The organism is Rosistilla carotiformis (assembly GCF_007753095.1).
In the GTDB taxonomy this organism is placed as follows: Bacteria; Planctomycetota; Planctomycetia; order Pirellulales; family Pirellulaceae; genus Rosistilla; species Rosistilla carotiformis.
In genome coordinates this window covers 5872229-5888126 of sequence record NZ_CP036348.1, presented here as the reverse complement: position 1 = coordinate 5888126, position 15898 = coordinate 5872229, and the positions used below count along the sequence as shown (strand labels likewise).

The following is a 15898-nucleotide window of genomic DNA, read 5'->3' as shown; positions in this document are numbered from 1 at the left end:
CAGGTCACTTTGTCTTTGACTTAAACCCCAACTGGCGGCGAGCGTTTTGATAAGTCAATAAAAATTCCACGGTTTCAAACCAGGGCGTCGACTGGGCTTCAGGGCCCATTTGCTCGGTGGGCAAGGCGATTTCAACGGCCGCTTCGCGGGCCTTGGCCAGCTCGGCTTCGGCCTGATCGCGCCGGCCCACGTTGTCGTAAGCGATCGCCAAGCTGGCATGAACGATCGATTGCGAACGCCACCGGTTTTCCTCCAGCACCTCCGTCCAGCACTCGATCGCCGCATCGTTATCGCCAGCTCGCAGGTACAACAATCCGAGAATGTAGAGGCAAATCTCGCGAGGAACCGACGGTCGCCCTCCATCGTGTCGCCGATCCGGCGGCGGTCTCCATCGCATCGCGTCGGAGGCGAGGTGCCACGCTTCACCGATGCGTGCCAGTTCGTCGTGCGAAACCGAAAAGGTGTAATCATCCGATACGGCGCAGTCGCGCAACAATTCCCAGTTCGGCCGCTCGTCGAGGTTGGCGAGTCTTTGATCCAGCCGCTCGCAGATGCTTCGATAGTCGTTCGGTCGATCGGTCAATAAAAACAACGCAGGCGTTCCCCACCAGGAAGACGTGTCGGTCGGCGCTCCCAGTGTCAGCGCCTTGGCGTAATCCTCCGCGGCCGCTTCCCAATCGTTTCGCCCGGTATGGAATTGAGCCCGCGCCACCCACGGTTGGTAGTAGCCCGGTTGCAGCGCGACCGCCGTGTCGAAATCGCTCTGAGCCGCTTCGGTTCGGCCGGCGTTGACGTGCGCCTGGGCGCTGGCGATCAACGAATTCGCTCGCGTGATGTTCTCGGCGAACTGTTCGATCTCCGCCTTCGCGGCGGTCGCTTCGCGAAGCGCCGCTTCCTTCTGATTCCGTTGGTCGATCGCTGCGGTCATCTGCCACAGACTGACTGCCGAACCGATCAACATCGTCACGCCGACCAACATCGCCGTGACCAACGCCGCGCGATGGCGACGGGCAAATTTGCGAAACTGATACGCTCGCGACGGCGGTCGCGCTTCGACCGGTTCGGAATTCAAATAGCGCTTGATATCGGCAGCCAGCGCGGCCGCCGATTCGTAACGCCGCGTCCGATCCTTTTCCAACGCTTTCATCACGATCCAGTCGAGATCGCCACGGATCGTTGCGGCCAAGCGGATCGGTTGCAGACGGCGGGTGGTGGCGACCGTCGACAGGGCGTCGTTGAGCGTTGAGAGTCGCTTGCTTGGTTTGGGAGGATCTTCTTCGCGAATGATCCGACGCAGTTCGTCGTAGCCAGCCGAATCCATCCGCTCTCGATCGAAGGGCGTCGCGCCGACAAGCATCTCGTACATCAAGACACCCAACGAATAGATGTCGCTGCGCGTGTCGATGTCCAGTCCACTCATCTCCGCCTGCTCGGGACTCATGTACAGCGGCGTTCCAATCATCGAAAAGAACCGCGTGTAGATCGTCTTGTCGGTCAGCGTCTGCCCGATCGCTTTGGCGACGCCAAAATCGATCACCTTTGCCACCGGCTTGGCATCGTGCAGCGTAACCATCACGTTGGATGGTTTGATGTCGCGATGAATCACCCCTTTCTGATGGGCGTGATGGACGGCGGAACAGACGTCGACCAACAGCTTCAACCGCTCCCGGACGGTCAATTGATGGTTGTCGCAGAATTCCGTGATCGGCAAACCGCGGACCAGTTCCATCACGAAATAGGGACGATGATCGGCCGTCACTCCGGCGTCGAACACCTGAGCGATGTTGGGATGATTCATCATCGCCACCGCCTGCCGTTCGGCCTCGAACCGAGCGATCACCTCTTTGGAGCCCGAGCCCGGTTTGACGATCTTCAACGCCACTTTGCGGGCAACCGGCTCTTCTTGCTGAGCGACGAAGACAAGTCCAAACCCACCTTCGCCGATCTGTTCCATCAACCGATAGGCATCGATCTGCAACCCGATGTGCTCGATCGGTTCGGCGAGGGGAGGCGTCATCGTGGCGGCGATCCCATGGCCTCCGCCGATCGGTTGATCGAGCAATTTGGCGGGTTGGTCGTGCGCGGCCAGCAAGGCTTCGACCGAAGCGCGAAGCTGCAGATCGCCGCCGCAGGCAGATTGCAAATAAGCAGCGCGATCCTCGGCGCTCTCCTCATCGATCGCTTGCAGGAAGATCGCTCGTTCGGCCGGATTGGTCATCGCATTTCGTCTTACTTAAACGTCGTCGGTAACTCTGGCTCCCTGGATTCCTTCACCTCGGGAAGTGCCGAGCTGTTCCGCTCTCGGGAAGTTACAGCCATTTAATATACCGACTCCAACGCGCGCCCCGATCGGCACCGCAGTAAATCGTTTAACCGCGTGGGCATCGCCCCGCGTTTCATCCTATCTCCTGTATCCACCACACGGCCAAGCGGCCCTATAAAACTTAACGGTACGGGTCGTCTAACCGCGCGGGAATCACCCCCGCATGTCACCGAGTGTAGCGTTTCGGAGACGCGCGGCCCGTTGGGCACGCGGTTAAACGAGATCGGCGCTAGAAGGACCTTCGCGCCGATGAGTTATTCTGGGCGACGTGGGCGATCGCCTTGCTCTTCGCCTGGAGCGCCGTGCCCCTGCGGGCCTTGGGGGGGCTGCTGCAACGCGACCAATTGCTCGTCGTTCAAGATCGCCGCGAGGCGTTTGTCGACAGTCGTCTGCAGCGCGGTCAACTGTTTGGTCTGCCGTTCGGTCAAGCTCAATGATTGAACGACGAAGTCGGGAATCAACTGGCCTGGCCGCGGTGGCGGGCCGTGATGTCCCTCTTGCCCCGGTTGTTGTTGTCCCATCTCGCCGCCAAGGGGACCGCCTTGCGGAGGCGGACCGCCGGGTCCCCCCGGTCCACGACGTTGACCGCCTCGCATCGACTGCATCGTTTGCATCGCAACCGAAAGTTCCTGCTTGGTCAGGCTGCCATCGCGGTTCGTGTCGGCGTGATCGAACAATTGGCTGATCATTTCCAAAGGCGATCCACCGCGACCGGGAGGCTGTGCCGAAACGGTGGTCGCCATTGTGAGTATGCCGCTGATAGCGAGCAGTCGAAGGGTTGAGTTCACGGTGGATTGTCCTTGCGGAGATTGAGAGAAGAGGTGAGTCGCAAGGCTCAATGCGTCTTCGAGTGGGCTGGGGGGACACGAATCTTCCAACTTTTGAAGAGATTGTTCACCAAGCCCAATCCCGACCGCAAATCCAACGTTTTCCAGTGGTTTTGCCAATGTTGGACGCTCAGAATCACGAAAGTGCTTCTTGCCAACGTGTAGTAAGTTGAATCCGTTGGCTCGCCTCGAAGCCAATTTTTTAAGGAGCGACAAATGAGCATTTCCGCAACGGGAGCCTCTTTCACATCCCCCACCAACCACGCCTCCGGATCCAATCGGGGCCCGTCGGCCGAAGAGAAGCAAGAGCATCTTGCGGCGGCACTGCAGTCGATCGGAGTCGATTCGTCGACGGCGTCGGATGTGTTGAGTCAGGTCGAAGAGACGGTGGAGTCGCTGACAGCAAATGGGTCGACAACCAGTCGGTCTTCGCTCCGCAGCGCTGTCGAGGAAGTGCTCGAAGCCAACGGCATCGACTCTGCCGAAGTCGAGGCAGCGATCAAAGCAAATCGACCGCCGGGACCTCCGCCCCGAGGGCCCAAGCCGAGCGACGACGATTCGACCGATTTGGAGTCCGCGCTCCTCTCATCGAATCTCGACGCGGGCACCTTGGATTCGTTGCTCAGTTCGATCGTCGATACGATCCAAGAGCTGACCAGCGATTCGGCGACCGAAGTGTCCGATGAGTCGATCCGGTCGGCGTTGACGCAGTCGTTCGAAGAGAGCGGCCTCGATATCGATCTACTGGAACAAGCGTTGGGGCAGCCGATCGGATCCAGCGGCAGCATTTTGAATCGCCTCGCCTAGGTGGAACTGGCACGGGGCAAGTTTTCCTGTTTTGCCTGTCCCAACTCGGCGGTCAATGACGCATTGAAGGCTGCCGGTTCGCTCCGGCCCCTTTTTATTGCGATTCATTTGGCCGAGTTGATCCCTATGCGAAGCTGGTTCCGTCAGAACTCCACCTCCCCCAAACGTCCTGCCTCAAGCCTGCGACGGCGACTGCGACTAGAAGTTGTCGAACCGCGGATGATGCTGCACGGCGATGCCATCGACGAACTATCGATCGATGCCGAAGGGGAGGCTTTGCTGATGGACGAGACAACGGTCGAGGAGACATCGGCATTTGCCGTCAGCGCGTTGGCTGCGGACGATCTGACGTCATCGTTCTGGGATCCCGTGGCGATCGACGACGAAGCTGCCGCTTTCTTTGACGACAGCTACGTCCATGAGATCTACATCACGTTTGAAGCTCCCGATTGGTACGACACGCTTTACGAATCGCATGCCAACGACATCGACGATCCCTATTTCGAGGCCAGCTTCGTTGGCGACGGTATCGAATTGGGCAGCATCGGGGTTCGGTTCAAGGGCAATTCCTCGTTCGACGGGACCGGTATAAAGAAGTCGCTGAAGCTCGATTTCAATGAGTTTGAACAGGATGGCGAAGACCTCTCCTTCCTGGGCCTGACCAAGCTGAATCTGAACAACAACTACAACGACCCCACAATGCTGCGGGAAAAATTGTTCTACGACTACGCATCGAACTTTGTCGAAGGGGTCAGTCGAGCGGTTCACACGAAGGTCTACATCAACGGAGAGTACTACGGGCTCTACACGGCAGTCGAACAGGTCGACAAGAACTTTGCCCAGAGTCGTTTCGGTAGCGATGAGGATGGCAATCTCTACAAAGGAGCCGCACCGGACGATGCAGGTGACGACCCGCAAGCCGACTTCGGTTCGGATCTAACCTACCTGGGCGCGGACCAAACCGCGTACGAAGAGTTCTACCAACTAAAGACCAACGAGACGGCAAACGATTATACGCAGTTGATCGAAATGATCGACGTGCTTAACAACACACCGTCGGGCGAGTTAAGCGATGCGATCGAATCGTTGCTCGATGTCGACGACACGCTTGCTTCGTTGGCGTTAAACAACCTGTTTGGCAATTTGGATTCTTATCTCGGATCGGCGCACAACTACTACCTGTACGACCGGGACGACACCGGACAGTTCACCCATATCTTCTGGGATGTCAATGAATCGTTTGGCACTTTCACCCAGTTCGTCGATCGCGGCACCGACCTCGTGCAACTGGAGCCCTTCTGGTTGCCAGTGGAAACGGCTGCGGGACCTCCCGGTCCACCAACAACGGGCGAAGATCAACCGCGCCCGTTGGCAGAGAATCTGTGGGCCGTCGACGAATATAGCACCGAATACCTTCGCGATCTGGCGGAAATGTTGCGGGAAGGCTTCGACGTCGCGTCGGCGACCACGCGGATCGATGAACTCGCCGATTTAATCCGCGATGATGTCGCCGCCGATCCGAACAAGCAGTTCACGACAGCGCAGTTCGAACAAAACCTGACGACCGATGTCGTTTCGGGACAACGCATCTATTATGGCCTCAGCAGCTTCATCGAAGAACGATCGACCTACCTGTCGTCGGTCTTGGATGTATACGCTGATGATGCCGATCTGGCGATCAACGAATTGATGTCCGTCAATGTCGCAACGGCCCAGGATGAATCGGGCGACTTCGACCCATGGATCGAAATCTACAACAACGGCCCCGGTACGGTCAGCCTCGAGGGGCTGTATCTGACCGACAACCTGAGCGATCTAACCCAGTGGGCGATCCCCGCAGAAGACCTCGGCGATGGTCGGTTCGCAACACTTTGGGTCGATGGGGAAATCGGTGAAGGTTCCAACCATACGAGTTTCACGCTCAGCGCCGGTGGCGGTAGCCTGTATTTGACCGATGGGACCACCGTGATCGATGCCGTCACCTACACCGCGATGGCTAGCGACACGTCGTTGGCTCGAATTCCCGACGGTACCGGTGATCTGGAGACAACCGATCAACCAACGTTTGGCAACGAAAATCAGGCGAGTCTTGTCAACGTCGAATCGGTCGAGATCTACATCAACGAATGGATGGCCGACAACGATTCGACGATCGAAGATCCCGACGAAGCGGAATCTTATGAAGATTGGATCGAACTCTACAATCCCGGCACGACAGCGATCGATCTGAGCGGGTTCTACCTGACCGACGATGCTTCCGAACCAACGCAGTGGCAATTCCCCGTCGGATCGACAATCGATGCCGGCGGCTATCTGGTCATCTGGGCCGATGGAGACACCGACCAAGGAGACGACCACGCTTCGTTTAAGCTGTCCTCTGGTGGTGAAGCGATTTGGCTGTACAACGTCGACGGAGTGTCGATCGTCGATACGGTGACGTTTGGCGAACAGACAACCGATGTCGCTTATGGACGCTCTCCCGACGGAACAACCACCTTCGGTCAATTGACCGAGGCGACTCCTGGAGCTGCCAACGCATCGATCCTCACCGCGGCAACGGCAGTCGAGATCTACATCAACGAATGGATGGCCGACAACGATTCGACGATCCAGGATCCCGACGAAGCGGAAGCTTACGAAGATTGGATCGAACTCTACAATCCCGGCACCGCAGCGATCGATCTGAGCGGATTCTACCTGACCGACGATGCTTCGGAGCCAACGCAGTGGCAGTTCCCAACCGGATCGACAATCGATGCCGGTGGCTATCTGGTCATCTGGGCCGACGAAGACACCGACCAAGGAGACGACCACGCTTCGTTTAAGCTGTCCTCTGGTGGGGAAGCGATTTGGCTGTACAACGTCGACGGAGTGTCAATCGTCGATACGGTGACGTTTGGCGAACAGACAACCGACGTTTCTTACGGGCGCTATCCCGACGGATCAGATACTTTGGTTTCGATGTCGACACCAACGCCCGGTGCAACGAACCAAAACGTCGCGACCTCCGATGGCACATTCGATCTCGACGCGTTGATCGAAGACATTTCGATCGACGTTGTCGACGATGAAGTTCTCGTCACCAGTGGCGATTCTGTCCTGTTCCGCGCGGCGGCCTCGACATTGCTGATGCAAATCAATGGCAACGGGAGTGACAACACGATTCTCTTCGATCACCTGGCACTTGCCCTGGGGCTAAATATCTCCGGTGGCGACGGTAGCGACCTATTGCAGCTTGTTGGCAACGGGCACGTTCTCGACCTGACCGCCCGCGTGATCGAAGCGATCGAATCGATTGACATCCGCGGCGATGGTGCCAATCAGCTAATGCTCGATCCCGAATCGGCCCTAGCTGCCGCCGATATCCTTCGCGTGACCGTCGACGACGATGATTCGGTCGATTTCGGCGACGGCTTCACCGTTGATGACCCTCAATTTGTCGACGATCAATTTGTGACCGTTTTGGTGGCGGATAGCGGAGCGATCGTGCAGTACGTCAGTTCCGCTCCTTGGATCAACCCGCTGAACCCTTTGGATGTGAACCACTCCGGCGATGTGACTCCGCTGGATGCCCTGGTTATTCTGAACCGGCTGAATCTTACTTCCGCAATGGAACTGCCGACACCCACCGTCGATGGCGAATTCCCCGGATTCTACTACGACACCAACGGCAATAACTTTCTCGCTCCGATCGATGCGTTGGTCGTGTTGAACTATCTAAATCGCTTGACGGTCTTCGGTGAGGGGGAGTCGGCAACCGCCATGCCGCTGGAGACTTTTGCCAGCGTCGAGTCGACCGAAGAAGAATCCGAAGTGGCGTTCGAGGAGCCCGCGGACTACACCGAATCGTTGCCCGTCGCGATGGCAACGCAAGCGGTTCCATCGCAATGGACTCCCGAATTAATCGATCTCGCCCTGACATCGATTCACGAAAAAACGTTCGAGTCGGTACCGCGGGATGATGACGAGTTTCTACAATGGCTGAATGAGGTATAACGCGAAACAAGTCGTTCCGCCCGGAGACTGAAATCCGAATATCGGCAACACCAGCTTTCGTCGAGAGAGCTATTTTTACCACGCCGGAATGGTTGGCATCATGAATGTTGTGAAACGCGACGTCACGAGGATTCTGTCGGCCATTCACGATGGGGATCGGCAGGCTGCCAGTGAATTGTTGCCATTGGTTTACGAAGAGCTGCGCAAACTGGCGACCAGCAAAATGAATCAGGAGAAGTCGGGGCAAACGCTGCAACCGACCGCGCTTGTTCACGAAGCGTTCTTGCGGCTCGTCGGTGGCGAGACGCCGCAGGAATGGGATTCTCGCGGCCACTTCTTTGCCGCCGCAGCTGAAGCGATGCGACGGATCTTGATCGATAACGCCCGTCGGCGAGGCCGCGACAAACGGGGCGGCGATTACGTCCGGCAGGAACTTCACGAAGAGAGTGCTTTTGTCGATGCCGACGACGTCGACGATCTGCTCGCGCTCGACGATGCCCTCAACAAACTGGCCCTCGAAGACGCCGACCTGGCCAAGCTGGTCGAGCTGCGGTACTTCACGGGGCTGACGATCGAAGAGACGGCGCAAGTCCTGGGGCAATCCCCGCGAACCGTCAAACGCCACTGGGCCTTCGCCCGCGCCTGGCTGCAACGCGAAATCAACTCGTAGCCCATCGGTGGGCGGTCCCCCAAAGGGTGTGAAGCGACCGAATCCTCTCGCCTGCCCCGTGGTTGCGATTTCTCAAAACTGCATAATTGGAACGTTGCCGCTGGCGACCGCCGTTCTCTAGGTTTCCGATTTGCCAGGACGAGGGTTTTGTGTCTCGAGGATTTGTCGATTACGTGATGATCGTATCAGCGGGCCTGCTGTACGCGATCGCGCTGAAGTATTTTGTTCTGCCGTCGAAAGTCATTCTGACGGGAACCGAAGGGATCGCGGCGGCACTCTCTTATTACTTCGAAAGCTATCCGCTGTTCATCGTCTTGTACCTGGTCTTCCAGGCGGCGCTGCTGGCGTTTGCCTTCACGCGCGTCGGTCGCACCTTTGCCCTTCGCTCGCTGATCGTTGTCGCCACGGTCGTCCTCGCGCTCGCCGGGCTGCCCGAATTGCAATTCGCTTCGCCCGAACCTCAAAACGAACGGATCATCCTAGTCATCTTCGGCGGCCTGTTGGCTGGGTTTGCCAAAGCGCTGGCCTTCAAAAATCGTGGCTCCACCGGCGACGAAGATATCCTGGGCGCCTACTTTGCCATGAAGTATCTGAAGCCGGTCGGATCGATCGCGATCTTTGCCGCCGTCGGCTCGACCGCCTTTGGCCTGGGGATGGAGCTGCTGAAACATGGGCACATCGAATCGGTCGTCAACACGCTGATGTACACCTGCATCTACATCTTCGCGTCGGCCGAAACGCTGAACAATCTGTACCACAAGTTCAAAATCACGATGCTGGTGATCATCACCCGCAATCAAGAGGCGATCGGCGAAGCGATCACCGCCACATCGGCACATCGCACCTACACCGTGCAGCCAGGAATCGGTGGCCACAGCGGCGAATCGTTTTGGATGGTACGGACGATCATCACGCAAGAGGAACTTCCGCATCTGGTCGACGCTGTCGAGGAATCGGACCCCAGCAGCTTTCACTACAACTATGATATCGAAGGGATCTCGCGTCGCTACTACATCACGCCGATCAGTTAGCCGCGTGAGCGAGTGGCTTCTTTACGCTGCCAGTTTAAGACCAACAATTCCCCCGATGATCAACCCGATACATGCGATCCGGATCGCCGACGCCGGCTCGCCAAACAGTAAGATCCCCAGCGATGCGGTCCCGACGGCGCCGATGCCTGTCCAGATCGCATAACCAGTTCCCAGCGGAATCTCTTTGATCGCATGGGACAGGAAATAAAAGCTGGCGATCATCAGTACAACCGTGATCATGCTGGGGACAAGCCGCGTCCAACCTTCGGTCTGCTTCAACCCGATCGCCCAAGCGACCTCTAACAAGCCAGCGATCACCAAATATAACCACGCCATGAACTGAGACCATTTCCGTTTGTGAGTGAGCCGTTTTTACGGTGTCTATTTTTCTGCGGGTCGCGCGTCGGCAGCAGCCCCTTCGTCGCACTTCTTGCATTGCATCAGATGCCCGATCATCCCCGCGCGGCCCGCGGCGGTTGTCACCCAAGGGCGATTCATCCACGGCGGCGTATGGCGAACGTGTTGATTGTGACCACATCCGAGCTGAGCGACCCAGTCGCCCTCTTCATCGGTGTGGTAGCCAGTGATCGGTTGATGCATCGCGCGTCGCAGAAACATTGGGAGAGTGGCGGGAGGATCCGACGGCAATGCATCTATTTAGCTTTGAATCGTTCGCTGGACAACCCAAGGCAGGACAAATGCGACAGCGAACACCCGTTCAATTTGCGAAACAAACCGCCCATCGATCGTCCCAGAAGACTGTTTCTAAAAAACGTTGCCCGCTTCGTGGCGCGAAGTGCAGTTGCAGTCGAGTGTGGTTAGAATACCCGGCATGACCATTTTGTATTACGATCCGATTTTCATGGAACACCTGACGGGAGACCATCCCGAACGGGGCGGGCGGATTCTGCCCGCGGTGCGGAACTTGAGCTTTCTCGCTTTGGATTCGGCTTGCAAACGTCCCGCTTGGGATTCGGTTTCGAAAGACCGTTTGCTCTACGTCCATCAACACAAATACATCGAAGCGCTGCAACAGATGGCCGAGACCGGTGGCGGGTTGATCGATACCGATACTGTCGTCAGCCCGAAGTCTTATGAAGTCGCATTAAAGGCGACCGGAGCTGTTTGCGACGCGGTCTGTCGCGTTGTCGCCGGCGAAGACAAGACGGCATTTTGTCTGATCCGCCCTCCCGGACATCACGCCATGCCCGACCACGGTATGGGGTTTTGCCTGTTCAACAATATCGCCGTCGGCGCGCGCGTTGCGACCAACGAACTTGGAATCGAGCGGGTGCTGATCGTCGACTTCGACGTCCATCACGGCAACGGAACCCAAGCGATGTTCTGGGAGGCTGCCGACGTCGGTTATTTTTCGATGCATCGATCTCCCTTATACCCGCATACCGGTGCGGCGGATGAAATCGGCATCGGCCCTGGCAAGGGAACGACGATGAATCTGCCCGTCGCCTTGGGAACGCCGCGCGAAGAACAGCTGGAGACCTTCACCAACGGAGTGCACGCGTTTGCCGACACGATCCAACCGCAGTTGGTGATGGTCAGCGCCGGCTTCGACGCGCACAAAGAGGACCCGATCGGATCGCTGGGACTCGAGAGCGAAGATTTTCGTGCGCTCACGCGCGTGCTGTTGGATGTGGCCGACAAACACTCCGGCGGCCGCTTGGTCAGCGTTCTGGAAGGGGGCTACAACGCCGAAGCGATGGCCGAATGTGTTCCTATCCATTTAGAACAATTGATCGAAGCGTAAGCTGCTGGGCAGCCAAAGCTTTCACCGCGGGTCAGTCGGAATCGACCAAGCTCTTCTTGACCATCACGGTATCAAACGATTTGGATCGATCGATCTCAAAACCGCGTCGCTGGAACATTTGGATCATCCGATGGTTCGACGCGGCGGTCTCAGCAACGACCGATTGGATGTTCCAGCGTTTGCAAATCGTCAGGCACTTGTCGGTCATCAACGACCCAAGCCCGCGTCCCTGCCAGCGATCGGCAACCAGGATTGCAAATTCCGCTTCATAGTGATCGGCGTCGGCGACAAACCGGGCAACGCCCGCGATCTGCTTGACCCCCTCTTCGACCACCTCCACCACGATCGCCAGTTCGCGGTCGTAATCGATGAAACAAAATCGAGAAGCCATCGCATGGGTGGCGGTGCGGAACATGTAACGGAAGCGCTGCTGGATCGTTTCGGCGGAACAGCTTTCGATCAACCGATGCCACATCGGTTCGTCTTCGGGTTTGATCGGTCGCAGCACGACCGGAGTGCCGTCGCGGAGTTCGATGTTGCGAATGAATTCTTCGGGATACGGGCGGATCGCCAAGTGCGCGAATCGTGAACTCGCTTTCTGGCGTGTCAGTCCGTCGAGAATGATTCGTGAATCGAGCGCGATCACATCGCGGTCGCTCGCCATCAACGGGTTAATATCGATTTCAGCGATCTCGGGACACTCGACGATCATCTTGGACATCCGCAACAAGCATTCCACCAACAGATCGACATTCACGCCGCGACGTCCGCGGTATCCTGTTAAAAGAGGCCACGATTGCAGCGATTCCAACATCCGCCGTGCGAGTCGTTCGTTCAGCGGCGGCAACTCCATCGCGCAATCTTGCACCAACTCCGCCGTGATCCCTCCCGCACCGACCAACAGCACCGGTCCAAAGACGGGATCGCGTTTTGCCCCGAGGATCAATTCACGGCTAAGGGAAGCGACAACCATCGGTTGCACCGTCACGCCGCCGAACTCAAAGTCGGACCGATGTTGCGCTACGCGTCGACCGATTTCTTGGTACGCCTCGCGCACTCGGTCGCCGTTTGTCAAATTCAACTCGACGCCATCGACATCGGTCTTGTGCATGATCTGCGGCGAATAGACTTTCAAGACGACGGGGTAGCCGAGCCGATCGGCGATCGCCACCGCCTCCTCCTGCGATCGAGCGATCTCGGTCTCCGCGACCCGAAAGCCATAGTTCTTGAGCACCAACTTCGATTCGTATTCGCTCAGCGGTGTCCGCTCGTCGGGGCGTGCGTTGCCCGCGTCGACAACACATTTCCGCCGCTCCGTTTCGTCGACCGGAAAGGTCAGCGGCACCTCCAACGGCGTTTCGCACAACATTTCGCGGTTACGGCCATAACGCACCAACTGCATAAACACCCGCACGCATTTTTCGGGCGTCGCGTAGACCGGGATGCCCCCCTGCGTCAGCCGCCGAATTCCTTCGGCCACGCGAGTGCAGCCCATCCACGACGCCAAGACCGGTTTGGTCGTCGACTTGGCAGCGGCGATCACCGCGTCGGCAACCCCGCTGGGATCGGTGGTCGCTTGCGGTGCCAGCAACACCAACGCCGCGTCGACGTTCGGATCGCGGAGCACGGTTTGCAGGGTGGCGGCGTAGCGTTGGTCGCTCGCGTCGCCGATCACGTCGACCGGGTTGCAGCGCGACCAAGCGGCTGGCAATTGAGCGTCCAACGCGGCGATCGTTGCGTCGGACAGCGGCGCCAGCTTTCCGTTCCGCTGCAACAAGGCGTCGGTTGCCATCACGCCGGGGCCGCCCGCATTGGTGACAATCGCCAACCGGTCGCCGCACGGCTTGGGGTGGCGAGCCAAGAATTCGGCGCTGTCGAAGAGGTCGTCCAGTTCGTTCGCGCGAACGATTCCCGCCCGCGCGAATGCCGCTTCGTAGGCGCTGTCGACACCCACCATCGCTCCGGTATGCGATGCCGCTGCGGCCGCCGACGCGTCGAAACGCCCCGACTTAAACGCGATGATCGGTTTGGATTGCGTGAACGCTCGCGCGGCCGAGAGGAACGCGCGGGCTTCGGTCAACGATTCGACATACAGCACGATCGACTCGGTCCACGGGTCCTCCGCAAAATAGTCGATCAAATCGGCGATGGTCACATCGGCCATGTTTCCGATCGAGACAAACTGAGAGAAACCGACGTTCTGCTGGATCGCCCATTCGAGGATCGGCGTACAGAGGGCCCCGGATTGCGAAATGAAAGCGACGTTGCCCGCCGGAGGCATCTCGCTGGCGAGGCTTGCGTTGAGATGCCGATGCGGCGAGATGATGCCAACACAATTGGGACCGATGATTTTTGTCCCAGGAAAGGCTTTGGCGACCCTCACGATCTCGTCTTGCAACCGCGCCCCTTCGGCTCCAACCTCGCAAAAGCCGGCCGATTGGATGATGATCCCGCGGATCCCCGCCTGGCCGCACTGCTTGACGACTTCGGGAACCGTTGCCGCCGGGGTGCAGATGATGGCCAGATCGGCCACCTCGGGGATCGCCGCGACCGACGGGAAACTGGGCAGCTGTTGGATCGATTCGTAGTTGCGATTGACGGGATAAATTCGCCCGCGGAACCCGCCCTCGATCAGGTTTCTCAGCGACAACCTGCCGACACTCTCCTCCCGTTCACTGGCACCGATCACCGCCACGCTGGCCGGTGAAAAGATCTTCTTCAGGTGCTTTGAGGTCATATGTAGGTTTCCCTTCCAGACACGGCGACGTCAAACTCCCAGCAGGCGTCGGATCGCCCGACGGTCGTCGGCGACCGCTTCGATCCGCTGAGCCGCTTTTTGCGGATCGCGATGATCGATGTATTCCATGTGGACCGAAACGGGGATTCCCGCGATCGGATCTTTCCGCAGCCGATCATAAAAGCTGGTGGAGACCAGTCCCGATCCCAACGGAACGTTCTCCACCTTCGCCTCGTTCCAGCGAAAATCTTTGCAATACAACGCGCCGACATGTTCCCGCAACATGCTCCAATGTATCGGCCACGACAGCCCGGCTTCAACGGTAGCATGCCGGATGTCGAACGCGACGGCCAATTGTTCCTTTGGCTGGTCGGCAGCAATCCGATAGAGATCCCACATCCCCGCACCGCAATACCGCGTCCCCGCGTGATTCTGGTAGAGCGCCGTGATGCCCACCTCGCGGTTCAGCTGTACCAACTGTTCGACCTGGCGAGTGAATCGATCCAGCTGGGGCAAGATCGGTCGATCGAGGTCGTATCGATAGTAGGACATTCGATAGTAGCGGATCCCCAACTTGGCCGCCTCCCGCAATGTCGGTTCGGTCAGCGGTTGTTCGACGCTGTTGATATCGCTGGCGAACAACACGACCTGCTTCTCTTTTGCCGCCAACGCATCGACCAGCTTGGGCAATTGCTCCCCAACCTGCGGCGGCTCCACCTGGCCTCCCTTGCGAACGGTCGCTTCGATCCCATCCCACTGCTGCTTAACCAACAGATCGGCCAGCTCCGGGAAACTCAGCATCTGCAGCGGCTTGGCAAAGACGCACAACGGTCCCCATGGGGATGGCGAATCCGAACTTTGCGGCTTTTCATCGGCGTGAGTCCAGCGAGCGGCGAGGCCTGCAGCGAGTGCGCCCATCGCGAAGCGTCGGTTGTATTTCATCGGATTGCAAAAGGGGGTACGAGTCGCACGATCCGGCTTCGATCCATCGAGACGCAGGTTCGTTGGAGGTCAAGAAAAGCTTCTCATCCAAGCACGCTGGGTTGTCACACCAACCGTGAAGGCGAGAAAAACGTATGCGGTAACCAGTGTAACCGTTCAAGCATCGGAGCGTTCAACATTTCGACTCCTCCGGCGCGGCCATCCGCTGATGGGATCGTGCCCCAACCGCGGCGAACGGCAGACAGCCCCAACTCGCTCCGAAGCCGCTTGCCAATAATGCACTCAAAGGTATACATTAATAGAGGTCACCGGAACTCATGTTTCATCCAGCCCGTCACCCTCAAATTTTGGAGCCGCATCGGATGACAATTCCCCACGCAAAATCTGGCGAGATCATCGCCGTCGGCCCCTTAGGGAGCGAGCTTCCCACGGCGAAGACCCACGCGCTGTTGAAGTCGGACGCGATGGAACTGTTGCGGATGGTCCTTCCCGCGGGGAAGAAGATCGCCGAACACAAGGCACCAGGCGAGATCACGGTCCATTGCCTGGAAGGGAAAGTGGAATTCACGGCGATGGGCAAGACACACGAACTGACATCGGGACGACTGTTGCACCTTCCTGCCGCCGAACCGCATGCGCTACAAGCTGTCGAAGACTCGTCGCTGCTGGTGACGATCTTACGTCGTCCGGCAGATGCGTAAGCGGAGCATCGAAAGCGACGCCGATCGTTGTGAAGGTTGGACGACTTGTGGCAATGACTAGCAGGATCGCCGACGCTGTTTGGTTGTCAACCGAACCGG

At 58.2% G+C, this 15898-nt stretch carries 12 protein-coding genes; 6 read left to right on the top strand and 6 right to left on the bottom strand.

Features of this window, described 5'->3' with window-relative positions:
* Positions 1-4: 4 nt before the first annotated feature.
* Together Poly24_RS21320 and Poly24_RS21315 are read right to left on the bottom strand one after the other, a co-directional pair.
* Positions 5-2218 (bottom strand): serine/threonine-protein kinase, encoded by a 2214-nt coding sequence (locus Poly24_RS21320; RefSeq protein WP_145100381.1) that lies wholly within the window; start codon positions 2216-2218, stop codon positions 5-7.
* 359 nt (positions 2219-2577) lie between these two features.
* On the bottom strand, positions 2578-3111 hold the full coding sequence (locus Poly24_RS21315; RefSeq protein ID WP_231753274.1) for an EF-hand domain-containing protein: 534 nt from the start codon (positions 3109-3111) through the stop codon (positions 2578-2580).
* A gap of 255 nt (positions 3112-3366) precedes the next feature.
* Between Poly24_RS21315 and Poly24_RS21310 the strand changes: the two genes are divergently transcribed.
* The 4 genes from Poly24_RS21310 to Poly24_RS21295 all read left to right on the top strand — a co-directional run bounded on the left by Poly24_RS21310 (position 3367) and on the right by Poly24_RS21295 (position 9654).
* Positions 3367-3957 (top strand): hypothetical protein, encoded by a 591-nt coding sequence (locus tag Poly24_RS21310; protein WP_145100378.1) that lies wholly within the window; start codon positions 3367-3369, stop codon positions 3955-3957.
* A gap of 126 nt (positions 3958-4083) precedes the next feature.
* Positions 4084-7953 (top strand): CotH kinase family protein, encoded by a 3870-nt coding sequence (locus Poly24_RS21305; RefSeq protein WP_145100375.1) that lies wholly within the window; start codon positions 4084-4086, stop codon positions 7951-7953.
* A 109-nt stretch (positions 7954-8062) separates the two neighbouring features.
* A complete protein-coding gene (locus Poly24_RS21300; protein ID WP_145103286.1) occupies positions 8063-8623 on the top strand; it encodes an ECF-type sigma factor in 561 nt (186 codons plus the stop codon).
* 149 nt (positions 8624-8772) lie between these two features.
* Positions 8773-9654 (top strand): YitT family protein, encoded by an 882-nt coding sequence (locus Poly24_RS21295; RefSeq protein ID WP_197452077.1) that lies wholly within the window; start codon positions 8773-8775, stop codon positions 9652-9654.
* 21 nt (positions 9655-9675) lie between these two features.
* On the opposite strand, the gene sugE is transcribed toward Poly24_RS21295, so the two are convergent.
* Together sugE and Poly24_RS21285 are read right to left on the bottom strand one after the other, a co-directional pair.
* Positions 9676-9990 (bottom strand): quaternary ammonium compound efflux SMR transporter SugE, encoded by a 315-nt coding sequence (gene sugE, locus Poly24_RS21290; RefSeq protein ID WP_145100372.1) that lies wholly within the window; start codon positions 9988-9990, stop codon positions 9676-9678.
* A 45-nt stretch (positions 9991-10035) separates the two neighbouring features.
* Positions 10036-10272, bottom strand: a complete 237-nt coding sequence (locus Poly24_RS21285) for a DUF3565 domain-containing protein (protein ID WP_231753273.1) — start codon at positions 10270-10272, stop codon at positions 10036-10038.
* 214 nt (positions 10273-10486) lie between these two features.
* On the opposite strand from Poly24_RS21285, the gene Poly24_RS21280 reads away from it, so the two are divergent.
* Positions 10487-11419, top strand: a complete 933-nt coding sequence (locus Poly24_RS21280; RefSeq protein WP_145100369.1) for a histone deacetylase family protein — start codon at positions 10487-10489, stop codon at positions 11417-11419.
* A gap of 31 nt (positions 11420-11450) precedes the next feature.
* Here the strand turns inward: Poly24_RS21280 and Poly24_RS21275 are convergent, their stop codons facing one another.
* Together Poly24_RS21275 and Poly24_RS21270 are read right to left on the bottom strand one after the other, a co-directional pair.
* Entirely contained in the window at positions 11451-14156 is a 2706-nt protein-coding gene (locus Poly24_RS21275) for a bifunctional acetate--CoA ligase family protein/GNAT family N-acetyltransferase (RefSeq protein WP_145100366.1), read from the bottom strand.
* Positions 14157-14186: 30 nt separating this feature from the next.
* Entirely contained in the window at positions 14187-15098 is a 912-nt protein-coding gene (locus tag Poly24_RS21270; RefSeq protein WP_145100363.1) for a sugar phosphate isomerase/epimerase family protein, read from the bottom strand.
* Positions 15099-15460: 362 nt separating this feature from the next.
* On the opposite strand from Poly24_RS21270, the gene Poly24_RS21265 reads away from it, so the two are divergent.
* On the top strand, positions 15461-15799 hold the full coding sequence (locus Poly24_RS21265; protein ID WP_145100360.1) for a cupin domain-containing protein: 339 nt from the start codon (positions 15461-15463) through the stop codon (positions 15797-15799).
* Positions 15800-15898: the final 99 nt, after the last annotated feature.